General features: G+C 57.0%; 23 protein-coding genes and 2 tRNA genes. 15 read left to right on the top strand and 10 right to left on the bottom strand.

The features are described 5' to 3' along the window. Window positions 1-5: 5 nt before the first annotated feature. The 3 genes from ACZ0AJ_RS15270 to ACZ0AJ_RS15280 all read right to left on the bottom strand — a co-directional run bounded on the left by ACZ0AJ_RS15270 (window position 6) and on the right by ACZ0AJ_RS15280 (window position 2,596). Complete coding sequence (locus tag ACZ0AJ_RS15270; RefSeq protein ID WP_499455320.1) at window positions 6-1,331, bottom strand: RsmB/NOP family class I SAM-dependent RNA methyltransferase; 1,326 nt, start codon at window positions 1,329-1,331, stop codon at window positions 6-8. 43 nt (window positions 1,332-1,374) lie between these two features. Beyond that, window positions 1,375-2,004, bottom strand: coding sequence for a phosphoribosylglycinamide formyltransferase (gene purN / locus ACZ0AJ_RS15275; protein WP_499455321.1), 630 nt, complete (start codon window positions 2,002-2,004; stop codon window positions 1,375-1,377). A 64-nt stretch (window positions 2,005-2,068) separates the two neighbouring features. Further along, window positions 2,069-2,596: a barstar family protein gene (locus ACZ0AJ_RS15280; protein ID WP_499455322.1), complete on the bottom strand. Its 528-nt coding sequence runs from the start codon at window positions 2,594-2,596 to the stop codon at window positions 2,069-2,071. 274 nt (window positions 2,597-2,870) lie between these two features. Between ACZ0AJ_RS15280 and ACZ0AJ_RS15285 the strand changes: the two genes are divergently transcribed. The 4 genes from ACZ0AJ_RS15285 (at window position 2,871) to ACZ0AJ_RS15300 (ending at window position 6,290) form a co-directional block, all read left to right on the top strand. Continuing rightward, on the top strand, window positions 2,871-3,416 hold the full coding sequence (locus ACZ0AJ_RS15285; protein ID WP_499455323.1) for a glycine zipper 2TM domain-containing protein: 546 nt from the start codon (window positions 2,871-2,873) through the stop codon (window positions 3,414-3,416). 130 nt (window positions 3,417-3,546) lie between these two features. Further along, window positions 3,547-4,329 (top strand): spermine/spermidine synthase domain-containing protein, encoded by a 783-nt coding sequence (locus ACZ0AJ_RS15290; protein ID WP_499455324.1) that lies wholly within the window; start codon window positions 3,547-3,549, stop codon window positions 4,327-4,329. Window positions 4,330-4,345: 16 nt separating this feature from the next. Then, window positions 4,346-6,142, top strand: a complete 1,797-nt coding sequence (gene tfpB / locus ACZ0AJ_RS15295; RefSeq protein ID WP_499455325.1) for a type IV pilus assembly ATPase TfpB — start codon at window positions 4,346-4,348, stop codon at window positions 6,140-6,142. A 72-nt stretch (window positions 6,143-6,214) separates the two neighbouring features. Beyond that, window positions 6,215-6,290, top strand: a tRNA-Lys gene (locus ACZ0AJ_RS15300). A 1,232-nt stretch (window positions 6,291-7,522) separates the two neighbouring features. On the opposite strand, the gene ACZ0AJ_RS15305 is transcribed toward ACZ0AJ_RS15300, so the two are convergent. After that, window positions 7,523-8,431: a toll/interleukin-1 receptor domain-containing protein gene (locus ACZ0AJ_RS15305; RefSeq protein ID WP_499455504.1), complete on the bottom strand. Its 909-nt coding sequence runs from the start codon at window positions 8,429-8,431 to the stop codon at window positions 7,523-7,525. Window positions 8,432-8,569: 138 nt separating this feature from the next. Beyond that, a complete protein-coding gene (locus ACZ0AJ_RS15310) occupies window positions 8,570-9,352 on the bottom strand; it encodes a DUF3825 domain-containing protein (RefSeq protein ID WP_499455327.1) in 783 nt (260 codons plus the stop codon). A 490-nt stretch (window positions 9,353-9,842) separates the two neighbouring features. Between ACZ0AJ_RS15310 and ACZ0AJ_RS15315 the strand changes: the two genes are divergently transcribed. From ACZ0AJ_RS15315 to ACZ0AJ_RS15365, 11 genes are all read left to right on the top strand, one after another. Beyond that, window positions 9,843-10,070, top strand: coding sequence for an Arm DNA-binding domain-containing protein (locus ACZ0AJ_RS15315; protein ID WP_499455328.1), 228 nt, complete (start codon window positions 9,843-9,845; stop codon window positions 10,068-10,070). Window positions 10,071-10,469: 399 nt separating this feature from the next. Beyond that, window positions 10,470-10,928, top strand: a complete 459-nt coding sequence (locus ACZ0AJ_RS15320) for a tyrosine-type recombinase/integrase (protein ID WP_499455329.1) — start codon at window positions 10,470-10,472, stop codon at window positions 10,926-10,928. A 97-nt stretch (window positions 10,929-11,025) separates the two neighbouring features. Next, the gene (locus tag ACZ0AJ_RS15325) at window positions 11,026-11,304 is read left to right on the top strand and encodes a hypothetical protein (RefSeq protein WP_499455330.1); all 279 of its coding nucleotides are present in this window, start codon (window positions 11,026-11,028) and stop codon (window positions 11,302-11,304) included. A 525-nt stretch (window positions 11,305-11,829) separates the two neighbouring features. Beyond that, window positions 11,830-12,720 (top strand): DUF2971 domain-containing protein, encoded by an 891-nt coding sequence (locus ACZ0AJ_RS15330; protein ID WP_499455331.1) that lies wholly within the window; start codon window positions 11,830-11,832, stop codon window positions 12,718-12,720. Window positions 12,721-13,742: 1,022 nt separating this feature from the next. Continuing rightward, window positions 13,743-14,237 carry a hypothetical protein gene (locus tag ACZ0AJ_RS15335; RefSeq protein ID WP_499455332.1) on the top strand — a complete coding sequence of 165 codons (495 nt, stop codon included), beginning with the start codon at window positions 13,743-13,745 and terminating at the stop codon, window positions 14,235-14,237. A gap of 233 nt (window positions 14,238-14,470) precedes the next feature. Beyond that, window positions 14,471-14,935, top strand: coding sequence for a hypothetical protein (locus ACZ0AJ_RS15340; RefSeq protein WP_499455508.1), 465 nt, complete (start codon window positions 14,471-14,473; stop codon window positions 14,933-14,935). A gap of 148 nt (window positions 14,936-15,083) precedes the next feature. Beyond that, complete coding sequence (locus ACZ0AJ_RS15345; protein ID WP_499455333.1) at window positions 15,084-15,329, top strand: Imm74 family immunity protein; 246 nt, start codon at window positions 15,084-15,086, stop codon at window positions 15,327-15,329. 363 nt (window positions 15,330-15,692) lie between these two features. After that, a complete protein-coding gene (locus ACZ0AJ_RS15350; RefSeq protein WP_499455334.1) occupies window positions 15,693-16,289 on the top strand; it encodes a hypothetical protein in 597 nt (198 codons plus the stop codon). Between the two features lie 51 nt (window positions 16,290-16,340). After that, window positions 16,341-16,416, top strand: a tRNA-Lys gene (locus ACZ0AJ_RS15355). 69 nt (window positions 16,417-16,485) lie between these two features. Next, window positions 16,486-17,094: an IMPACT family protein gene (locus tag ACZ0AJ_RS15360; protein WP_499455335.1), complete on the top strand. Its 609-nt coding sequence runs from the start codon at window positions 16,486-16,488 to the stop codon at window positions 17,092-17,094. Between the two features lie 142 nt (window positions 17,095-17,236). Continuing rightward, window positions 17,237-18,457, top strand: coding sequence for an MFS transporter (locus tag ACZ0AJ_RS15365; protein ID WP_499455511.1), 1,221 nt, complete (start codon window positions 17,237-17,239; stop codon window positions 18,455-18,457). Window positions 18,458-18,470: 13 nt separating this feature from the next. On the opposite strand, the gene ACZ0AJ_RS15370 is transcribed toward ACZ0AJ_RS15365, so the two are convergent. The 5 genes from ACZ0AJ_RS15370 to ACZ0AJ_RS15390 all read right to left on the bottom strand — a co-directional run bounded on the left by ACZ0AJ_RS15370 (window position 18,471) and on the right by ACZ0AJ_RS15390 (window position 24,273). Further along, the gene (locus tag ACZ0AJ_RS15370; RefSeq protein WP_499455338.1) at window positions 18,471-19,382 is read right to left on the bottom strand and encodes a choice-of-anchor A family protein; all 912 of its coding nucleotides are present in this window, start codon (window positions 19,380-19,382) and stop codon (window positions 18,471-18,473) included. Between the two features lie 111 nt (window positions 19,383-19,493). Further along, window positions 19,494-20,333 carry an HDOD domain-containing protein gene (locus ACZ0AJ_RS15375; protein ID WP_499455339.1) on the bottom strand — a complete coding sequence of 280 codons (840 nt, stop codon included), beginning with the start codon at window positions 20,331-20,333 and terminating at the stop codon, window positions 19,494-19,496. A 192-nt stretch (window positions 20,334-20,525) separates the two neighbouring features. Next, window positions 20,526-20,933, bottom strand: coding sequence for a cell envelope biogenesis protein TolA (locus ACZ0AJ_RS15380; protein WP_183555851.1), 408 nt, complete (start codon window positions 20,931-20,933; stop codon window positions 20,526-20,528). Window positions 20,934-21,021: 88 nt separating this feature from the next. Next, the gene (locus ACZ0AJ_RS15385; protein WP_499455340.1) at window positions 21,022-22,656 is read right to left on the bottom strand and encodes a methyl-accepting chemotaxis protein; all 1,635 of its coding nucleotides are present in this window, start codon (window positions 22,654-22,656) and stop codon (window positions 21,022-21,024) included. Window positions 22,657-22,830: 174 nt separating this feature from the next. Beyond that, window positions 22,831-24,273, bottom strand: coding sequence for an efflux transporter outer membrane subunit (locus ACZ0AJ_RS15390; protein ID WP_499455341.1), 1,443 nt, complete (start codon window positions 24,271-24,273; stop codon window positions 22,831-22,833). Between the last annotated feature and the right edge of the window lie 23 nt (window positions 24,274-24,296).

Genomic DNA, 24,296 nt, shown 5'->3' on the forward strand with positions numbered 1-24,296 from the left:
GTTCCTTATTCTTCGTCGGTTGCGGTCATATCGGCGTCAACATCGGCATCTGCCTTGACTGGTGCCGCCTTGACCAGCGCCTTGCGTTGCAGCACGGCGGCGAAGAAGCCATCGGTCTGGTGCTTGTGCGGCAAGAGCTTGAGGTACTTGTCCATTTCGAGCGGAATCTTTTGCTCGGCCAGCACTTGGCTCATCGGCACCAGATCGAAGTCCGGATGCGTTGCCAGGAAGCCTTCGACGATGACGTCGTTTTCTTCATTCAGCAGGCTGCAGGTGGCGTACACGAGGCGGCCACCGTTCTTGACCAGGCGCGCAGCACCGTCCAGGATTGCGGCTTGCTTTTCCTGCATCTCGGCAATCGCGCCCAGTTGCTGACGCCACTTGACGTCCGGATTGCGGCGCAAGGTGCCCAGGCCCGAGCATGGCGCATCGACCAGCACGCGGTCGATCTTGCCGGCCAGACGCTTGACCTTGGCATCGCGCTCGTGCGCGATGAGCACCGGATGCACGTTCGACAAACCGCTGCGCGCCATACGCGGCTTCAGTTTGGCCAGGCGCTTTTCGGACACGTCGAACGCGTACAGGCGCCCGGTGTTGCGCATCAGTGCGCCCAGTGCCAGCGTCTTGCCGCCAGCGCCGGCGCAGAAGTCGACCACCATCTCGCCGCGGCGCGCGCCAACGATCTGCGACAGCACCTGGCTGCCCTCGTCCTGCACTTCGATCGCGCCTTCCTTGAACAGAGGCAGATTCTGCAGCGCAGGCTTTTGCTTGACGCGCAGCCCCAGCGGCGCATACGGCATCGGCTCGGCGACGATCGGCGCTTCGAGCAGCGTGGCGATGACGGCGTCGCGCTCGGCCTTGATCGAATTGACGCGCAGGTCGAGCGGCGCTGGCGTGTTGAGCACGGCGGCCAGTTCCAGGGCTTCGGCTTCGCCGAACTGGGCCACCAGCTTGTCGTACAGCCATTGCGGCAGATTGGCTTGCACCGGACCTGGCAGCAACGTGCGGTCGACTTCCTTGATACGGGTCAGGAAGTGGGTTTCATCTTCGGTCAGGCCACCGATCGAATCGATGCCAGCCGTTTCGGCCAGGCCCAGCAGCGCCAGGCGACGCATCGACGGCGTGCTGCCATGGCCGGCGAAATCGGTGAAGAACGACTTGTTACGCAGCACCGAATACACGGCTTCGGCAATCACGCCACGCTCACGGCCGCCAAAACGCGGATTGTCCTTGAAGAAACGCGACAGGGTGACGTCGGCTGGGGAGGTAAAACGGAGAATCTCGCGCAGGACTTCTTCAGTCTTGGCGACGATCGCTGGAGGCAATCTCATGTAAATCCTTGGGTTGTAAACTGCTTACTTAAAACAATGCGTTTTAAATACTAATGGCGTCAAAGCCAGGCTCGACGATGCGCACCGCACCGTTCTCGACGACCAGACGGTCTTCAACGAACAGGCGCACCGCGCGCGGATAAAGCTGGTGTTCTTCGACCAGCAGGCGGGTAGCCAGCGTGGCTTCGGTATCGCCCGGCAGGACGGGAATGCGTGCCTGCAAGACCGCCGGGCCGTGATCGAGTTCGGCCGTGACGAAGTGGACTGTCGCGCCATGCTCGGTACAACCGGCATCGAGCGCCTGCTGGTGCGTGTGCAATCCCGGAAACAGCGGCAGCAGCGACGGGTGGATATTGAGCATCCGGCCTGCATAATGCTCGACGAACGGCGCCGTCAGGATGCGCATGAAACCGGCCAGCACGACCAGGTCGGGCTCGAAGACGTCGATGGTTTGCTGCAGCTTGGCGTCGAATTCGGTGCGGGTGGCGAACGTCTTGCTGGGCACCACCGCAGTGGGAATGCCGCGCGCCTGCGCAAACGCCAGGCCGCCGGCTTCAGGTTTATTGCTGATGACGGCGGCGATACGGGCTGGCCAACCTTCGGCATCAAGCGCTCGCACGACCGCTTCCATATTGCTTCCGCGGCCCGAAATCAGGATCACGATATTTTTCATAGCCGGCATTGTACCGTAACGACGGGCACCAAATGCTGCCTGAAATGACGACCTTGGCCCTCGCTCAGGCGGTTGGCGGCACCGTCGCGAACGAGTAGAACACGCGGAACGGCACCTTCTTTTCGGCCCAGAATTCGGCCGCATCGCGAAATACGTCAAGCAGGTTTTCGCGCGCTTCCTTGTCGAACTTCTGGGCGCTTGGCAGCTGCTCCAGCACCACGATGAAGCCCGGCTGCGGGCCTGCTTCGTGGACGGTTTCGGTCAGGCATTTGCGCAGCGCATCGAAGTTCTTGCTGCAGGGCTTGGGGAAATAAAATTGTTCGCCGATGCGGGCGCAGACTTGTTGTTTGGTGAGCGTATTGGCGCAATGTGCGTAAAGAAAATGATGTCCGAGTTGCCCCGCCTCCTGTTGCAGATCGCCAACGTTAAACGCGCGGATCGCTTGCACAATATTCGGCGCCACTCTCATCAACAAACTCATTTTTTCCTCAAGTTGACCTGTCAATAACGCGCCATCGCGCAACCCGTCGCGACGCCATGGGGCGTTGCTGCCGCTTACCTCGCTGTCGTTGCTATACGCCAATAAGTCCATGATTTGTGTAAGGGTAACGTTTTGTGGTATTGGAAGCAACCCAAATGTGCATTGCGAATAGTCATTTGTAAGAATCGGTACCACCTTGCCTGCCTCAAAAACAAGGCGAATCGGGCTGATTCATTCTGGCGCGCTTCAACCGCCTCGCCATCGGCTGTTACATTTTGTTGCCACGGGGACTCGATGCGTTTTTGTGATCGGCGTACTATCAAGACTTGAACGCAGGCTGTATTTATTGTCTCAACCAACGTCGCACCACTGAACGAGGACCATCATGAAATTCCAAGCCAAACTGATCATCGCAGCCCTGGGTGTGGCCACCCTGCCGCTGGCACAGGCTGCCGACTTTGAAGATTTCGGCCGGGTGGTGCGCGTCGAGCCACGCGTCGAGCAAGTCCGCACCCCGCGTCAGGAATGCCGTACCGAATACGTCCAAGTGCCCGTGCAGCAAGAGCGCAACGCAGGCGGTACGATCGTCGGCGGTATCGCCGGCGCGCTGCTCGGCAGCCAGATTGGTAGCGGCAACGGTAAAGTGGCCGCATCGGCCGCTGGCGCCATCGCCGGCGCCATGGTAGGCGACCGCGTCCAGAACAATGGCCGTCAGGGCAGCAGCGTGCAAGAGCAAGCCGTGCAGCAATGCCGCACCGTCGAAGCCATCGAATCGCGCACTGCCGGCTACAACGTGACCTACGAATACCGTGGCCAGAATTACACGTCACTGATGCGCAACGACCCAGGTAACCGCGTGCGCCTGCGCGTGTCGGTCCAGCCACTGGACAGCTACGACGACGGCCAGGCCTACAGCCAGTATCAGCGCTAAGATTCGTCATTCAGCAACGACAACGCGGCCCCGGTGGCCGCGTTGTCGTATGCAGGGTGCGGATCGTGGACCGAGCTTGCGCTGCGGGAACGCAACCGCCGATAATAGGGCGATTCCATCAGGCAGTCTTATGCTCATCAAACGCAAATCCATCGAACAGGCCGAATCGTCGCGCCGCCCTTCCCGCAAACCCAAGTACGCGCCCGTCACGCTGTCCGAACAGGAGGGCGTGCGCTACCTGCATTTCGGCACCGAATGGGTCCAGGGTGCCATGCGCATCCGCAAGCCTGACTGGCCGGAACTCGAGTACGCGCAGCAGATGATGGCCTGGATGCTGTTCATCGAGTCGCCACGCGCCATCGTCCAGCTCGGCCTGGGCGCGGCCACGATGACCAAGTTCTGCTACCGCCAGTTTCCCGAGGCCACCGTCACCGCGATCGAACTGAACCCGTCGGTGATCGCCATCTGCAACTCGATGTTCAAGCTGCCGGGCCTGGACGAGCGCCTGACCGTGCTCGAGATGGACGCGCTGGACTTCGTCGAAGACCCGGAACACCACAACGCGTTCGACGTGTTCCAATGCGACCTCTACGACGCCACCGCGCGCGGCCCGGTGCTCGACACCCCCGAGTTCTACGTCGCCTGCGCCAATTGCCTGACAGACGACGGCATCATGACCGTCAATCTGTTTGGCGACCACCCGAGTTTTGCCAAGAACCTCAAGGCCATGAAGTTCGCCTTCAGCCACGTGCTGTGCCTGCCCGAAGTGCACGATGGTAATGTGGTCGCGCTCTGCTTCAAGACCCGCCCCACGCTCGACGAGGACGCGCTGACCAAACGGGCAGCGCAGATCAAACTCCAGACCAAGCTGCCCGCCGCGTCCTGGGTCAAGGGATTGTTCGCCACCGATTGATTTGCCAAGGGCCACCGTGAACGCCATCCCGCAAAAACCCGCCAGTCTGCGCAAGCTCGACCTGCAATCGATTTTTTCGTGGCTGCTGGCCGACGGGATCGTCACGAAGGACAACGTCAAGGCCCAATTCGCCCAGGCCCAGGGCATTCTCAAGAATGCACCTGGCTCGATGCACCCGCTCACGGCGGTGGCGCAATGCAAGCTCGTTTCGGAATTACCGCCCCATCGCCTGCTCACGCTGGACGTGCTGACCGAATGGTGCGCGGCCAAGGTCGGCCTGCCCTTCATCCGCATCGATCCGCTCAAGATCGATTTCACGAAAGTGGCCGATGTGATGTCGGCCGGCTACGCGGCGCGCTTCAATATCCTGCCGGTGGAAATGACGGCCACGACGCTGGTGGTGGCCACCGCCGATCCGGCGCTGACCGAATGGGAAGCCGAGATCGCGAAAGTCGCCCGGCGCCGCATCGAACTGGTGCTGGCCAATCCGCTCGACATCGCCCAGTACATTTCGCAATTCTTTGCGCTGGCCAAGTCGATCCGCGACGCCAACCGCAGCAGCGGGCAAGACGTCGCGATGCGCAACAACTTCGAGCAGCTGGTCGAAATGGGCAAGGCGAACAAGCAGTTCGACGCCAATGACCAGCACATCGTCAATATCGTCGACTGGCTATGGGGTTACGCCTTCGAGCAGCGCGCCTCGGACATTCACCTGGAACCGAAGCGTGAATTTGCTGTCGTACGGTTTCGCATCGACGGCGTGCTGCACCAGGTCTACCAGGTACCGGCCGTGGTCATGATTGCGATGACGGCGCGGATCAAATTGCTGGGGCGGATGGACGTGATTGAAAAGCGCCGCCCGCAAGATGGCCGCATCAAAACCCGCACCGCCGGCGGCCAGGAAGTCGAATTGCGCCTGTCGACGATGCCCACCGCGTTCGGGGAAAAGCTCGTGATGCGTATCTTCGACCCTGAAGTCGTCGTCAAGACATTGCCCGAGCTGGGCTTTCCGGCTGACGACGCCCTGCGCTGGGATCGCCTGACCAAGCGCCCGCACGGCATCATCCTCGTGACCGGCCCGACCGGCTCTGGCAAGACGACGACGCTGTACACGACCCTCAAGGCGCTGGCGACGAGCGAAGTCAATGTCTGCACGGTGGAAGACCCGATCGAGATGGTCGAGCCTGCCTTCAACCAGATGCAGGTGCAGCCGGGGATCGACCTGTCGTTCGCCGACGGCGTGCGCTCGCTGATGCGCCAGGACCCGGACATCATCATGGTCGGCGAGATCCGCGACCTGCCAACGGCCGAGATGGCAATCCAAGCAGCATTGACCGGACACCTGGTGTTCTCGACGCTGCACACGAACGACGCCCCATCGGCGGTGATGCGCCTGATCGAACTGGGCGTGCCGGATTACCTGCTCGAGGCCACCCTGATCGGCGTGATGGCCCAGCGCCTGGTACGCACGCTCTGCCCTGCCTGCAAGACGCCCGGTGGCGAGTTGAGCGACGATGTGTGGGACAGCGTTGGCGGTGCGTGGAAGATTCCCAAGCCTGTGGTTGTGTACCGGCCCATTGGGTGTCCGGAATGCCGCCAGACTGGCTATCGGGGCCGGACCGGGATTTATGAGCTGTTGAGTGTGAGTGAGGGGTTTGGCAAATTGATGCGGGGTGCGGGCGATCTGGTCGCGCTGCGCCAGCAGAGTGTTCTCGATGGCATGAAGCCGCTGCGCATTGCCGGCGCGATGAAGGTGGTTGAAGGCGTGACCACGGCGGACGAGGTGTTGAAGGTGACGTCGGCGTTGTCTTGAGTAGTTCCTCGCAGAAATTTATGCGGTAGGCCTAGCGCGATTCCGGATCGCCCGCTATAATGCTGCCTCCTTGGGTCGTTAGCTCAGCTGGTAGAGCAGCGGACTTTTAATCCGTTGGTCGCAGGTTCGAATCCCGCACGGCCTACCAAGAATTATCGAGAAGCCCACGAATTTCGGTTCGTGGGCTTTTTGCTTTTCTGGTTTCTCTCTGGTCGCCTTGGAAACATCCTGGGTTGCCTGATTTCGGTGTTAGAAGACATTGCGTCTTTAGAACTTCGGTTGTCGGGCCATATACATGCAGTTCTATCCTGCTCAACTAATGCATGGGGAGTCGAACGTAACTATTCGTTGGCAATGGCCAACCTTGGTAGCGTGCGCGTGCAAATCCTTTTGCATACGCGGACCTGGACGGCTAATATTGCTTCATGGCAACAGGAAACGCAGACGCTAAGTGGTCTGTGACTGGCCAGTCGGGTTGCTTCCGCCAACTCCATACTGGGCCCTTCAGTGGGCATAAGAGAAGTAGGCAGCGAAGTATGGACGCCACCGCCCGGCTCTTCAAGAGACCGGTGGCAATGGTGAAGGAGGATTGGACATGTCTAGTACAACGTAGCAATTGCGCCATAGTTCTACAGAGTTCGACGACGGACGCTTCACGGCACGAATGCGTATGCGTATGCAGAGTGAGTAAAACGCCGTCGAGCACGCCGACATCGAAATTTCTCTGACTAGGCAGGTGTAAATCGGCCCTAGCACGTAAAAAGTGTCCACTTTAACGAGCTGGCCAATTGCTCCGAATGGGGTCAAATGATCTATCCAAGCTTTCACTCCTCTTTAACCAGCTATAAACACTACAACGATGTTACGTTGTCCGTTGGTTTTTGGATGTATCGAGCTCCACAACTACACGCACTTGCCTGCGCGGTACGTTAGCATGCTCGCCTCAGCGCTGCGGCTTACTACGATTCTAGTAGAGCTGAGTGTGCTGAATGTGCTGGCTGCTTCGCTCCTCCGACGATGAGGTGCGTTCGGTGTGCCGGGTGTGCGGGGCGTGCGGGTGTCGTTTCACTTCTCCTCGTTATCCTGTGTACGGCATGTGCCGCCTGCTCCGTACTCCGTCATAACCAATGTGCCGTATGCACACGGTGTGTTTGGCATGCAGGGCGGCTAGATTGCTTGCCCAAGAATATTCCCCAGCTACTCACACAACCAGAAAGAAAATGCACGGCTCAGCAGATTTGCGATCAAAGTTGATCAAATGACCTCGTTCGCCAAACCTAAAATAAAGTAACTCCTAGCGTTGCTACAAGCATTTTAGAAGATCTTTGCCCTCATCGGTAATCAGCAGCATCTACGAGGTTCAGCGGGTGCTGGTTTAGGTCAAAATTGCGGTCGTGCCCCAAGCGGTGGAATCGGTGTACGTACGCCATGTAGCTCCCTAATCAGCGCGCTTAATTCACGTTGAAATTGCTCCCCATCCGACAGATTATAGAAATACCTGCCATTCAAAACGGTTGGAAGAACAGGAGGTCTTGATTCCTGCTTTAAAATAGGTATAAATTTTGAACTCCCTACGCTGCTCATCAACTCACCGCTCACGATCATACTTTCAAATCCCACTCCACCTACAAGAGTATTGGCACGATGCGCGTAATTCTCTGTGCAAATAACAAGGACTCTATCCGCGTCACGCAGCGAGCTTGCCATGAAGTTCGCCACATCCATTCCCCCATGCAGATACCATTGGTCAAGCACAACATCAATTCCTTGCGATCGCAAATGACTACCAAGCCATGCGACCCATTGTGAGTGCTCAGGAGTATCCCAAGAATATGAAATGAAGACCTTAGGTGGGCGTGGTTGCGCCGCTAGCGCAATGTCACCAATAATTCCATGGGCTCGCAGAACTGCTGTGAGGTCAACGTCTTTGATCGCCCAATGCGTCCTATTCCATTCCCAAGCATCCGATATATCAAGGTCATTTGCCATTTTCTGCAAAGCCTCATACTGAATCATCGGCACATTAGGGTCTCTTGCGAAGCCGATTTTCAGATCCTGCAGTCGCCTCTCGATACTAGTTATTCGGCCAACGTAAGCAGGGGCGTGAAGATAGCTTTCGTAGGTGAAAAGTGTAGGCAGATTCAGCAAGCTCAAAATCACATCATCACTAAGCTGCCTAAATCTTTCAGCAATAACATTATTTGTATACTCCAGATAACGACTACTATTTACGATCCACGTTGGCTGATCCCAATTACCTTCACCTGCCGTCATCAGTAAGTTATACATGATTTCCCTTCGAGATTATTCTAAATATGCGAGCTCGCAGACTTAAAAACTTCCAATACCAAATATCCGAAATCAAATTTGAGCTTACGTTAGGTGGGGCAAGCTCAAATATTGATACGACAACGAGAATGTACTAGATTACGGAGTCAGCCAATCCCTATCGGGTCGAGCTAACTGACGGGCGTTGTTATATGCCATATCGAGTGTCAAGCAAGTTGCTCCGCGATAAAAACCACTAAATCGGTCAACAACAAGCGCAAGATCAGCTCGCGCAGGATCTAGCAAAGTCAGTGGCAACAGTAACTGTATAGCCCCCTGATAATATTGAGGAATCGCGGTCTTGTAATTCCTCTTCACCCTTTCAGAAGCAGTATCAATGGCGCCCTTCACCAAATTTTGGAGGCCAAAAGGATTCATTGATTTAAGCTCATCGGGAAATCGATCCAGATTGTCTTCAATAATATGCTCAACGTTAACACGTAATTCTTGACGCGTATCAAATACTAAAACAGCCGGGTCATCAAAATAGTGCGCCATCTCTGGCAGTTCAGAGAATTTATTTAGATCCCATTCGCCCTTTCGACAAAAACGCGAAAAATGCCAGTGCTGCCGCATATCCAACTTGTTTTTCTCGAAGAGGATAAATATTGGCTCTTGCTTCTTAGTAATTAGACCCGTATTCCAGCAGGCCGCGCTTTCATCGGCTGTTATTGCAATCTTCTTCTCATCAGCCACCCGCTTATAGGTATAAGTCAGATAATTTCTTAAAATTGGCTTAGGATGGGACATTGGCGTCACCTTATAATCCCAGTCCTCGAGCTCAGCCAACGACGCCAAGGTTTCTATATTTTCTTCAAATTTCGGCATTAACACAAAATCGCGAAAATGCTCGGGGAAGTCGTAAGCTTTATTTTTTTCCACTATAAATCCTTACACAATAAGAAAAATCTTCCCTAAATGATTACGACATTTCGTTACTATCATTTTTAACGGAAGCATAAGATCGCAAAAGATTGGTCACTTTACAATTCTAGCCTTTCATCATTTGACGTGCAAGCTATCAAGATAACGGTAGGCACACGTACTGCCATCAGCATACCTCAATGTACCGAGGCTATGAAATAGCCCGGCGCTAAGAATTCCTGACTCGTGAATTGATTCCCTCTACCCATTAAGGGTCGCCCAGACGACTAGAACCTGCTAAAAGCACCGCAAACCGCCACCAGGACCGGAAATAGACCAGAAACGGCCAGAGTAGTCCACCAACGATTGTGCCCTCTAAATAGCCCAAGTCGGCCTCAGCCATTCGGTTTCGCAAGCTTCTGGTACGGACTGCTCCACGGATTCGAACTTCCCGGAGCATCTTCCGCGCTCTTATCAGCGCACAACCTACCACCAAGGACCTCAATGCATGAACAGACAATTTCGCTTTAACAAAAAAGTTATCGATGCGCTCCCACCGCACCCAGAAGCTGCTAAGGCCAAGGAGAGTGAGTGCTCCGACACCGAGGTTGCGGGACTGCGCATCATCGTCAACCGAAGCGGCCGCAAGTATTTTCTCTTGCGCTACTCGTTCAACGGTACCAAGTGCAGCACGAAGCTTGGGGATTATCCGCAAAATGGACGTAACGGAGGCTAGGCAGCGTGCACTGGATTGTCGCCGTCAGGTCGCTAACGGGGTCGATCCTCAAGCAGCGGTGGCAGTTGAAGTAGCCTCGGAACTAACGCTTCGGCAGTTTGTAACCGATGCCTATCTGCCTCATGCATACGCTACAAAGCGCAGTGCCAAGGACGACAAGGGGCGGATGCGGAACATCTTGCCTGAGTTCGGCGATCTACCAATCTCCAGATCAGCAGTCATGCCATCCAAGATTTCCATGACCGCCTACATATACAGAGGTGTGCTGCCACCGCCAACCGCGATCTTGCGCTGCTCAAGCGATGCTTTAACCTTGCCATCATCTGGGGCAAGCTTGACGGGGCAAACCCGGTACGGGGAATACGCATGCATCAGGAAAATAACCAATGACAGCGCGATTTGCCGGGTAGTGAACTCCGCTCGTTTTTGACCGCGCTCGACGAGGAACCAAACCGTTCACTAGCCGACGCGCTGCGCTTCCTGCTCATGACTGGCGCTCGCCGGAACGAGGTATTACAGGCACGCTGGAACTCGATCGACCTCGACAAGGAACAGTGGTATTTACCAAACACTAAGAACGGCAAGCGCCGGTTCATCTTGCTGAACGACAAGGCGATTGAGCTGCTTCGCCAGCGCAGCCGGCCTGCCTGCCGGACATCTTCATGTGTTCTCAGGCAAAATATGGGCGAACCCATCTGCAACCCGTACAAGGCTACTCTGATTGGGTCAGCCTCCCGGAAAACTTGCGGGGTTGTGTCTTCGAAAACGCCCCGCAACTCCCCCGCTCTGCGAGGAAATTATCGAATACTGGTCCGGGGAACCGCTAAACACGAATGCAGGCGGTGCTGCCTACTATAAAAATCCACTGAACGCTTAAGCGATCGACCTATATCCTCTTAACGCGGCAAATGAGGCAGGTGATTACAGCGGCAACCTAGCCAGGATGGATACTCTCTTGTCAGAAGGCGTCGTCATTCAGATCCGCGGATTAGGGAAGATACTTGGTAACACTTCAGATGAAGGGTTCGTCGAAATTGAGATCCCGCTGGACGAATCGCTGCTCGCCCTCGACAACCCTGAGTTCCTAACCGGCAAGCTCTACGACCGGGCGACAGGTCAACGCTCGGAGCGCATTTTCTTGAAGGTGTCGGACATTCGCTGCTCCCCCGATCCCGACCAGATTTTCGTGGATGCGCTAAGCTACGAGGAGCTTGACTACGGTTTCTACTACTGAGGCCATAACAGTCTGCAGCGTGGGCAGGCTGTGCAGGGGCGCTTGTCCCCCTCTCTGCCCTCTTCGCAGCAGGAATGCTTAGCATACTGCACCGCAGTGACAAAAGACAGGGCCTCGCTTAAGGGTAATTACTCTGGTCCTGTCCGGTCCTCAACGTCACCGGAGTTTTTCTGACTAAGAAGGTTGAGATCGCCGCTAGCACCGCGAAAATGGTTCACTTTGACAAGCTGAACGATTGCTCCCAAAGGTCCCCGGTGATCTAGTCAAGCTTCCCCTCGCCCCTGCTACAACGGCTAAAACGTGCTGCGCTCTTGGCTGCTGACGCCGGGCGAGACTCAACATTAAATTCGGCCGCCTCGCCGGTTGCCCAGACCCTGCTTGCCACTTACGCAACCGTTCTAATAGACTAGACTACGAGGAACTTCCGCCTTCGGCCAGAATTTGCCATTCTCCTGCGATGCGTACACCTAGCCTCCTCGCACTTTTCCAGTTAGTATTGTTAAAAAATAACCGGTTGAGATTCAAATGACTTTACGCAGTACCTCCCAACTTCACAAGTTTATGTCAGCCGACAGGGCAATCAAATTCCTGAAAGATCGGACGATAAGATTTACCCAGCCAAAATTCCTTAACGACCCATACGAATGCCATTTGACATTCGATCGCGCAGCTCGGAAGATTATCTTAGATGATTTTGCGAAATTTTGTAGAAATCGTTCACCGAGCCTTAGCGAAAAAGAGGTTCATGAACGAGTCTCCGCCAATGAACAGAGTCTTGTTGAGAACGCATTACTAGATTACCGCCGGATCAGAGACGATTTAGGAGTGTTATCGTTGACCGAGGATCCGTTGAATTTGCTCATGTGGGCTCATTATGGCGATGAACATCGCGGGATTGTAATCGAGCTTGATATTACGCACCCATCATTACTAATGACAACGTCGGGAGGAAGAGAATTTGCCACTCTTTGCGCCGTCAGGTATACGAATAAAAAGGTACGCGGAATTCCTAGACCCGATACTGTGATCCAGACCTTAATTACAAAGTCCCCAGAGTGGGAATACGAAAGGGAGTGGCGTTTTATTCGAACCATTAATCTTCTGAGAAAAGTCAGTGACGACGTCTACGTTGCTGACATACCACCAGAGGCGATAAAGCGGGTTATTCTCGGCGCGCGTTTTCCTGCTCACAGACTTCCCGATGTTATGAAACATATCAAGGACGGGGAGCTAAAACATGTAGTCGTAGAAAAAGCTGTGATGATCCCTAACAGGTTTGGTTTAAAGTTGGTTGACCCTGGGAAATTTGGTTGGACTCTACTGCACCGCGAGCATCACTTTGCTGAGGCGGCGGAAGAAGCATTGCTCTGTCTGACTATGGACGAAGACGAAGACGAAGACGAGAAAGTCCTGTAGCGGGGTAAAGTCGTTTGTCCGCTTGTGTCGTGCCGCCCGATTATCTAAGGTCTATATGAAGCTGTGATGTCTGTCTTGGGGCGAAACCGGAAGTAGCCAAGCAGCGGCTGTCGGAAGGAGCACACGATTCGTCTTGAGGCGAAGCGCATATCCTTCGTTCTCCCTTGAACTGGTGTGCATGATGTGCTGGGCACGCAGACAGTGCGATCCCCTCTTCAACACATATACGGGGTGTGCAGGGTGTGCCAGACTCGCCAGCTCACCTTTCACAAATAACACTAACCAAACCATAACTACGACCAGAGGCGGACCGGAAATACCAGCAACTGTACAGTTGGTATCCGAGCAGGCCTTGGCTTCTAAAATCGGTTAAGCGAACCCGCTACTAGCGCCGCGATGAGCCTGAGAAAGTCACCGCTGCACTCTCCTAGTGTGCATGTGTGCAAGGTGTGCAAATTGCTTCCACGCCACAACTAACCCCTTCTGATTCACGGAAGTTCCTTGTCATCGGGAAGAATGGTTCTGGTCGCTCTCTGGTCAGGGCCAGAGACAATAACGTCTATCAATATCCATCACGATCAAGTTGTGACCGAGAGCGACGGAAAGAGGCCATTCATTCATGAGCCTACCGCAGCAAGAACATACCTCGGGCGACCGAGTAAAATAGCGGAACAAAGGCCGTGCAATACTGGCCCCTACTAGCACTTTTAATCCGTTGGTCGCAGGTTCGAATCCCGCACGGCCTACCAAGAATTTGTTGTTGCGATGAAGGCGTTACGAGAAATCGTGACGCCTTTTTGTTTTCCCTCGTCTGATTTTCACAACGCTTCCATCGAGGCGTAACGGCGCTTGAGGGACAAGCATACCCACCTTGGCTACCGCGCGGCGCAACGTCGCAAGGCCTTGCGTCTCGTCAGTAAGTTCCCTCAACTCAATAACTACAGTCATAAATTCGTAATACGTTCAAGCGCGCTTACGTCGCCAAGCACGCATCCCGACGTCAACAATCTGCCGCTCAACCGATGAGCGAGACTGACCTGCAAACTATAAGCCTGATGGTAAAACCCAGCATTACATCACGGCAAAAAATCGTACAATTTTGGAAAAAGTTCACTGATGGAGTTGATAAGTCCATGATTAATTTTACTGAAGGAAAAATAAATCTCGGCGAGAAAATTGTTTCAGTATCGTCTAGTTGTGACGAATTGGAAAACTTAGCCGAAAGTGGCTTAATTGAAAGACGAGAAGTAGTTGGAGAAATGCACTGCTACGTCGAAACTGAGAAAGACAGCATGAGGTTTGGTGTTTTTATCTCTTTGCGAGAAAAAAATATTGAGTGGCTGCTGTTGCGATGGTTAGATCGTCCAATGAAAAGTTGGGATGACGTAAGCGAAAAGGCAATGACAGATGAATATCATCTACTATCGAACTTTGTAAAAAAGCATACCAAAGCTCGCCCCATAATGTTAGAACTGCGACGCGCACATGGCGTTTCAAATGGGGGCAACTTGATTTGAGCTATAAAGTACGCTCTTTTGACGTAGCTATTTTTATGAAACCTCGATGAGAGCATTCGGAAAGAAAGGCAGGTGAAATAATGATTTTTTTCTCTACACTTCGCCGAGGCTAATGAACTGAATCGATTCTCCAATTAAAATAGAGCCATGTATTCGTCAAAAACGACGATCAACGCTTTCCTGCCAAGCGCCTCCAGCAAAAATACATCCGGTATAGCGCGTGTCTCGGCTGCATGGCAAATCTTATCTCAGGAATAACTGTGCTTTCTGCAAGATTAGACTGGGGAAAAGGCACAATCCTTATAGATTCCCAACCAGTGATATTTGAAAAAAAATTTTCCATCAGCGCTATCGAAAATCTTTGTTCAGCGCCGACTCAACAGGAAAATTTTCGAATACGTTATAAATTTTTGCAAAAAGTCAATATTTTCGGAAATTTGGCCGACGGCGTGATCGAGTTTGAAAAAGACAGGTCAGTTTCCTTTACGTTTTTATTTGATTTGGTCGAATTTTTCGATCTCAGCATCCTTGAATCGAGAATAATAAAAAAATGCCAGAGTTTTTGGAATACTAAATTCATGAGTAATCATCCAAGTTCTGCTTCGCTTGATTCTTGTGACTGGGGGGAAGTCATGTTTTTCTATGATGCGAAACAAGGTGATCTAAGCTTGCAAATTAAATTTTATACGCAGATTTAGGATTTTAGAAAAATTATGTGAAGCTATTACTAAACGCGCCAAGTGATCTTTATTATTATTTTTCACGATTTGAGGCGACGTCGCCGAATGGCTAGTCAAATTTATTCTAAAACTAGGCAACGAAAGCGATTTTTAGGAGGTAGGCGACGTGGAGCTAGTAGAAATCACACGTGGCCATCTTTGGGTAAAGGTTGGAAGAAAGAGCATCACTATATATGGCGAGGCGTTTTTAAAGGGATACGGATCTGCCGACTTCGTGCTTTATCAGAACACCATTGAAAAGTGGAATGCGCCGGACGACAAAGAGAATTTGACTATCATTGAGAAAGAGCAGCTGATTCAATTTCTTAAAAGGGAGTTCTCACGTAGAAAAATGCTTTTGGAAATTGAATAGTAAGTCCGTCTTCAACGGGCATCGTCCGCTGACAGTCTAAATCACAAAAAGTCTACAGGTGAACCCCAAGCCTACCCGTACAGACTCGAGGACATGCGCCCCTCTATAGCAGACCTCTATTCAGGGCTAAGTATTTTTCTCGCCCATGTCTCATCTGAATTTTCACCATGAAAACTTCTCTAGAATTAGTTATTAAACGAATGTAACCACACGCGTCTCTGTAGCAAATAGACAGGAGTGACCTACTCGTTGCGCACGTCCCCCACTCGCTGTCGCACAACGTCCACACCCACCACCTCCTGAACATCGCCAACTCAGCCTTTACTGCTAAAGTCTCGCATCTTTACAACCACCGCTCCCCCCGTGAAAGCCATAACAAAACTCTTCGAACTCGGTTACGTGTTCATCGTCATCCTGTTCTTCGCCTGCGGCATCGGCCTTGTCGTGCTGGCTGGCGTCGAAATCTGGTCTGCCCTCAGCCCTTCCGCCGATACCGTTGCCCGCGAACGCTTCGACCTCATCCTTGAATGCATCGGCATGCTGACCATCGCCGTAGCCGCGCTTGGCCTTGGCCAAACCGTGCTGGAAGAAGAAATCCAGCGCGAAGCCAACATCAGCTCGCCTACCCGCGTACGGCGCTTCCTGTCGCGCTTCCTGATCGTGGTCGTCGTGTCCCTGTCGGTCGAGTGCCTGATCGGTGTGTTCCAGTTCGTCCATGGCAGCCCGGAATACTTGCCGCACGCTGCGTCGATTGGTGTTGCTGCTGCCGCCCTGCTCGCTACCTGGGGCCTGTTCGTCCGCATGAACGTCAGCGCCGAAGAACTTGAGCCGCACGCCATGCACGATGTGCAGGCTGAAGACAAGGTCATCGAAGGCGAAGATGTCTCGGAAGAAGGCGAACAACACGCGCAGGAACAAGGCGACGAGTACCACGCTGACATAGACAAAAAGAAAGAATGAGCGGAAGCACTTGGTAAATCTGCCAAGTGCCGCTATAATCTCGTCTTCTTCGGGTCGTTAGCTCAGCTGGTAGAGCAGCGGACTTTTAATCCGTTGGTCGCAGGTTCGAATCCCGCACGGCCTACCAAAGATTCATCGACAACGCCAACCTTCGGGTTGGCGTTGTCGTTTTCGTTGTCCTTTTACTGCGCGCCCCATGCCCCAAACCATTGCCAGCGCCGTCCACCACGAACTGATCATCAAGAAAAGCCGCTTCATCGCGTGCGTGCAGCCGATGGCTGACCGTGCTGGCGCGCAACAGGTCGTGGCGGCGCTGCGTGCGCAGCATCCTGGCGCGGCGCATGTGTGCTGGGCCTTGCTGGCCGGCGGCCAGTCGGCGGCGGTCGATGATGGCGAGCCGAGCGGCACTGCCGGGCGACCGATGTTCGATGTGCTGCGCCATCAGGATCTCGATGGCGTGCTGGCCACGGTGGTGCGCTATTTCGGTGGCATCAAGCTTGGCGCGGGCGGCCTCGTGCGGGCCTATACCGACAGCGTGGCGCAGGCGCTGCTGGGCGTGCCGAAGATCCCGATCATCAAGCTGCGCCAGCTGCGCTGCAGCGCGCCGTATGCGATGGAAGGAATGCTTCGGCGCGAGCTCGATGCGGCCGGCGCCACGCTCGATGATGTAGCGCATGGCGACGACGTGCAGTTCACGTTCAGCCTGCCGGCAAGCGACGCTGCCGGCATCCGCGCGCGGCTGGGCGATGTGGGCCATGGCCGCATCGTGTGGCCGCCGGACGACGACGAATCGCTGCCCGCTTGAGGTGCCCCATACGGGCGCCCTATACCTGTCATCACGACTGGTGAGCGGACGTTTAGTCGTGCAGCCGGTATAGTGGCAGACCCAGCCGCAAATTCCTCCGTCGGCAGGGATCATTTTCCACCGCAGTACAACCACCTCCCCTGTGATCAAGAAAAGCCTACTTCCCCTCGCCCTTGGCGGCTTCGGCATTGGCATGACCGAATTCGTCATGATGGGCATCCTGCCCGATATCGCCCGCGGTCTGCAGATCACGATTCCGCAAGCCGGTTACCTTATCACCGCCTATGCGCTCGGTGTCGTGGTCGGCGCGCCGACCCTCGTGACCATTGTCGCCGGCCGTCCGCCACGCACCGTGCTGATCTGGTTCATGCTGATGTTCGCCGTATTCAATGCGATGTCGGCGTTCGCGCCGAACTTCGAGACGATGATGGCCTCGCGCTTCCTGGCCGGCTTGCCGCATGGCGCCTTCTTTGGCGTGGGCGCGGTCGTCGCCAGCCGCCTGGCCGAGCCGGGCAAGACCGCCGCGGCGATGGCCATGATGTTTACCGGCCTGACGCTGGCCAACGTACTGGGCGTGCCGCTTGGCACCTGGATCGGCCATGCGTTCGACTGGCGCATGGTGTTCCTGATCGTTGCGGTCATTGGCTTGCTGACCATGTGGAGCCTGTATCAGTGGGTGCCGCCGATCGAGCCAAGCAAACGTACGGGCCTGATGCAGGACCTGCGCATCTTCCGGCATCTGGATCTGTGGCTGGCCCTGGGCATCGTCTCGATCGGTACCGGCGGCTTCTTCGCGTGGTTCAGCTATATCGCGCCGCTACTCACCGATGTCACGGGCTTCAGCACGGGTGCGCTGCCGCTGATCATGACGGCGGTCGGTGTCGGCATGACGGTCGGCGTGCAGTTTGGCGGCTATCTGGCCGACAAGTTCCATCCACTGCCGGCCCTGCTGATCCTGATGGTCTCGATGGTGGTACTGCTGCTGTGCAATGGCCTGATGGCTGAGTCGAAAATTGCGATGGTGGTGCTGGCGTTCCTGACTGGCGCCAACGCGCTGGCCATTGGCCCGCCGGTCCAGGTGCTCCTGATCGAGCATTCGCGCGAAGCCGAGATGCTGGGCTCGTCGCTGGGCCAGGCTGGTTTCAATGTCGGCAATGCGCTGGGCGCGTTGCTGGGCGGGATTCCGCTGACGCTGGGTTTTGCCTACACCGCGCCGCAGTGGGTTGCGGCGGCGATGGCGTTGTGCGGTGTGGTTCTGACGGCATTGATGCTGACACGTCGCCGCTGGAAGGCACGCGAATTGGCCCGGACGGTCGAGCGCATGCTGGCCGAAGCACAGCCGGTGACCTCGCCGCCGGCATAACGACCAAATCGATTCAGGCGCAGGCTGCGCGCAGGCGGCGCCTGCGCGAGGCGGCAACGCCGGCGACACCAACCGCGCCTGCCAGCATCAACGCCAGCGTACCCGGTTCGGACACCTCTGCCGGCGGCATCTTCTTGACGAGCTCGAAGCCAGCCACATCGACCGGCTTGAAGTAATGGTTCGAGTTCACCTGGACGTTCGAGTTCCAGGTATCGGCAACCACCTGACCATTGATCACGCCCCAGCCATTTTCGACAGTGGCATACGGCGCCAGCACGCTGCCGATAATGCCATTGACGTTGATGGTTTCGGCTTCGTAGAAGTTGAACAGCACGTTGTAGCCGCTCAGTGGATCAAAGCCGATATTGCCGCCATTGAAGCCGCCCTGCTTGCCGCTGATGTTGAAAATCAGCGTCTGGCCTGCACTGAGTCCGCTCAGCCTCCAGTTGTCGCCGCCGTTGAAAAAGTCGGCATTCACATTGAACACGTCGACACCGCCCTTGCCGCTGCCGATGACCTTGTTGGCACTGTACTCGCGCGTGACCGTGCCGGTGGATGAAACCATACTAAGTCCACTGGCGATGTCCTTGAACTGCTGGGCTGCAATGGCAAAGTCGACCGGGCTGACGTTGGTAGCTGGCGTCTGCGCCGCATTGTTCAGGGTGGTCGTGCCGCCGGCGTAGGTCTTGCCGTTACTGATCGCGCCATTTTGCAGGAACAGATTGCCGCCCGCGGCTACTGCGTAGCCGCCATACGCAGCCTTGCCGTTCTGATTGACCGCGTAACTGGCGATCGAGACATTGCCGCCCGAAACGATGGCGCCTTCGACATCGCTTGAATTGGCCGTGAAATTACCAGCAGTGAAGACATTTGCGCCGCCCATCACCGAACCGATATCGAGCACACCGGCGTGTGCGCCCGTCATTGCCAGTAACGCCGTCAGACATACGCCAAGCTTGATCACAATAGTTCCATGTAGAAATTAGTAATGATCAATAGTATCATTACCAACATCGTATTTACATTGAAAATCGGATCACACTAACGAGACACCACCCATTGCGCGTGCGGTCTCGGCCGCCTCTTCCAGGATCTCGGCCAGCATGGCTTCATCGAACACGAAGTCGATCGCGTTTTCGCCATGCGGCGGCAATGGCTCGCGCTGGCTGTCTAGCGGCGATGGTACCGGTGCATATTGATTGGCCATCAGCAGCGTATCGAGCAAGGTGGCGGGTGGCATATTGAGCCAGCCGCCGCGCATGTCGGCGATGGCGTCGGAGACGGCCGGTGGAATCGACAGCTTCTTCATCACTTCGGCGCTGACCACGTCCTCGCACAGCGCGCCCCAGTTGTCGGCATCGTCGTCGAGCAGGCCGGGAAATTCGTCGGCCCGCGCCAGCAGGTAGAACGCGCCCACCTCGTGCACGATGCCGGCAAACAATGCGGTATCAGGATTGACTCCGGTCACGCGGCGCGCCAGCGAATAGGCGATCGCGGCCATGTGAGTGGTGTGCTCCCACAATTGTTCGGCCTTGGCGCGCAGTTGCGGATCGTTGATGCGGTTGCCGAACTGGCGCACCACCAGACTCGCAACCAGCGCCTGCAGGCGGCGATAGCCAATGCGCGTCACGGCCGTGCGGACATTGGTCACGGGCACCGAGCCACCGCCGCCAAATGCGGCCGTATTGGCCAGAGCGACCGTGCGCGCCGCCAGCTGTGGTTCGGCCAGCACCAGCCTGATGGCCTCATCGATATGGCAATCGGGATTGTCGAGCGCCTGCTGCAGACGCAGCACGGCATTGACGCTGGTAGGGAACGTGATTTCGCCGCGGACAGCTTGCGCGGCGATATATCCAAAGGCTTCGAGTTTATTCACCGGGCGATTATAGCGCCCGCCATCTGCCCCACCGGGCGTGTCTGCACACCCCATGCCCCGTAGGTGGCAACTGTGGCGTCAAGACCACACGTACGCCAGATACAAAAACGCCGTCCGCGGAACCAGTCCGGGGACGACGTTTTCATGACAAGTGCCAGCCGCAGTGAGGTGCGGCCAGGCGCGGGTCAGGAATTACTTGGCCTTGTTGGCGTCGCGTGCTGCGTCGCGGGTCGACTTGGCTTGCATTTCGCACTTGTCTTCTGCATCGCCTTTCAGGGCGTCGCATTTTTCGTCAGCCAGGTCGTACTCGGCTTCGATGACGTTACCGCGTGCTTTCATCACGTTGTTGCCGGTGTTGTCGAACTTCACCACTGCATCGTGCTCGGCCTTTGCGCGCATCAGCTTTGCTTCATCTTCGCAGATGTCTTCTGCGTTGCCGCTCATGGCGTCGCACTTGTCTTTGGCGACTTTGTAGTCGGCCTTGGCCTTGTCCATGGCCGTTTTGTGCGCAGCCTTGTTGACGGTCTGGGCGGCTGCAGGTGCGATACCAACGGCGGCGAAGGCTGCGGCGGTGATCAAGGTGGCGATGAACGATTTCATGGTGAAGTCCCTTATTAGGTTGTTGGTGTAGTCATTAAACGCCATCCCCAACAACCGCTCTGTGCGACACCGTACACTTGTGAAAAAATCAATTAAGCAAATGCGGTTGATAGCCTGATGCCTTCGGTGCGGCATGTGCACCGGCGGGCACATCGGCGTTCAGCCGGAAGATGCTGACCAACTGCGCCAGGCGCTGCGATTCATCTTCCAGCGTGGCGGCCGAACCACTGGCCTGCTGCACCAGCGCCGCGTTCTGGCGCGTGGCTTCGTCGATCTGCGCGATCGCGCCATTGACCTGCTCGATGCCGGCGTTCTGCTCGACCGTTGCGTGGCTGATCTCGGCCATGATGTCGGTCACGCGTTTGACACCCGTGACGATTTCGCCCATGGTTTCGCCGGCGCGGTCGACCAGCACGGCGCCCGCGTCAACACGCTCGACCGAGCTACCGATCAGGACCTTGATTTCCTTCGCCGCTGCAGCCGAGCGCTGCGCCAGATTGCGCACCTCGGTGGCAACCACGGCAAAGCCACGGCCCTGCTCGCCCGCACGCGCCGCTTCGACGGCGGCATTGAGCGCCAGGATATTCGTCTGGAACGCGATGCCATCGATGACGCCGATGATGTCCACGATCTTTTTCGACGATTCGTTGATCGATGCCATCGTGTCGACCACTTGCGCGACAACCTCGCCACCGCGCAGCGCCACGGCCGATGCCGACTCGGCCAGGCTGTTGGCCTGGCGTGCATTCTCGGCATTCTGGCGCACGATGCCGGTCAGTTGGGTGACCGACGTGGCGGTGGCGTGCAGCGTGCCGGTCTGGCGTTCGGTGCGGCTGGACAGGTCGCGGTTGCCGTCGGCGATTTCGGTGGAGACGGCGCTGATTGCCAGCGTGCCATTGCGCACTTGCGAGACGATGCGCACCAGGCTGTCACGCATGCCCTGCATCGCAAACAGCAGGCTCGTGTTGTCGCCCGGACGGGTGACGATTGCCACGCCCAGGTCGCCACCGGCGATCGCCGAAGCGATCGACGCCGCGTAATCCGGCTGGCCGCCCAGTTGGCGCAGCAGGCCACGGGCCGTGTACCAGGCCGCCAGCGAACCGGCGGCAATCGCGCCCAGGCACAGCAGCGCCATCCAGCCGACGAAGCCCTTGGCCATCGCGCGTGCATCGGCGGCCGCTTCGTTATTCAGTTTTTCTTCCAGGTCGATCAGGCGGTTGATGCTGGCGAGCCAACCGGTAAAGGCCGGCGCGGCCGATTGCGACAGCAGCGCGGCGGCCTCGGCGCCCTGGCCGGCGGCGTGCAGCGCGATCACGCGCTCGATCAGCGGCTTGGTGAGGTTTTCCTGCGCCTTGATGGCGGCCAGCGCGTCTTTCTCTTCGGGCAGCATGTCGGTGCGCTCGGCAAACAGGGCGTCCAGCGGGCCGGCCGAGCGCGCGTAGTTGTCGTCCAGCGTCTTGATCAGCGCGATGGGCGCCGCAGCGCCGGCCGGGTCGGCCGCCAGCACCACATCGCGCAAGGCGATCGCGCGGTCGTGCACGCTGCCGCGGAAATTGATCGCGTAGCGCTGTTTGACGCTGTTCACGTCGTTGATGTAATTCAGGACATTTTCGATGCGCCCCACGCGGCTCGCGCCCAGCGCAACCAGGACAATCATCAGCAAAAAGACGACGCCATAGCCGAAAGCCAGCCGGGCGCCGATCGTGAGGTTCTTGTTTTTCATGGGAGGGGTCGAGATCAGTGGGTCGCAAAGAAAACTGTCTGTTTTCTTTCAGCGAGCGCAAATATATCACCCGATATTGCCCATTGGAATCTAATCTGAATCGTGTGCACCTCGTGTGCACCATTACGCAACACTTACCCGTGGTCGGTCGTGACAACCACGGGTCGACACGTTTCAGCGCACGGTGGCCAGTGCCGCGCCCTGCTCCCACCCACCACCCAGGGCACGCGCCACTGCCACCGTCGCCAGCAGGCGCTGGGTGCGGATCTGCGCCGCGGCGCGGTCGGCGGCCAGCGTGCTGCGCTGGGCGTCGGTCACGTCCAGGTAGGTCGAGACGCCGCGGTCGTAACGCGCCTGCGCCACCAGCAGCGCGCGCGCCGCTGCCTGCTGCGACTGGGCCTGCACATCGCCCTGCTTCGAGCGCTGCTCGACGTCCGACAGCGCATCTTCCACTTCGCGCAGCGCCGTGAGCAGGCGCGTGTCGTGGTTCGCCCGCGCCTCGTCGTAGCGCGCCTGCGCCAGCGCCAGGTTGGCGCGGTTGCGGCCACCGTCGAAGATCGGCAGCGACAGGGCCAGTGGCCCTGCCGAGAACTGGCGCGCGCCGCCGCTGGTCAAATCATTCAGGCTTTGCGACGCATAGCCGAAATTCCCGGTCAGCGACAGCGCCGGATAAAACGCGCCCTCGGCCACGCCGATCTGTGCATTGGCCGCCTTCAGCTGCGCCACGCTGGCCGCCAGATCGGGGCGCTGGCCCACGAGGCTGGCCGGCAGGCCCACCGGGATCGATGGCGGCTGCGGCAATGTGCCCGCCGCCGTCTCGGGCAGCAGCGGTGCTGTAGGCGAGGCGCCCACCAGCGTGGCCAGCGCGTGTTCGACCAGATTGCGCTGACGCTGGACTTCGTGCAGGTCGGCTTCGGCGTTGGCGCGCTCGATGCGGGTGCGCGACACATCGAGCTCGTTCGACAGCCCGGCATTGAAGCGCGCTTCGATCAGATCCTGCGACTCGCGCCGCGTGGCCAGTGCGTCGCGCAGGATCGCCAGCTCGGCGTCCAGCCCGCGCAACTGCCAGTAGTTCGACGCCACCTGGCCGGAGAGCATCAGCAGCACGCCATCGCGGTCGATCTGCGCGGCCAGTGCCTGCGCGTCGCTCGCTTCGACGATGCGGCGCACGCGGCCCCACAGGTCGAGCTCATACGAGAACGACGCGGCCACGCTGTAGTTGTTGCCCTCGATCGAGCGGCCACCGAGGGCCAGGCCCTGCGACGTTTCGCTCGACGTGCGGGCATTGGACACGCCCGCGCCCACCGACACCGACGGCAGCTGTCCGGCGCGCACGACGCCCAGCTGGGCCTGCGCCTGCAACAGGCGCTGGGCTGCCGCTTCGACGCCCGGGTTGTCGCGCAAGGCGCGCGTCTCGAGCGTATCGAGCGTCGCGTCGCCAAACACCTGCCACCAGGTGGCCGGCAGGCGCGCGCCGTTCGTGCTCGCATCGACGTGGCGGAAAGCCGCATCGGCGGGTGCCGGCGGCGCCTTGAAATCCGGGCCCAGCGTGGTGCAGCCGGCGAACAGGGTGCTGATGGCGATCGCAAGGACGCCGTTAAGTACAGGCTTGAACATGGTTTGTCTTTTCAATTGAATGC

The organism is Telluria sp. AC161, from assembly GCF_979258535.1.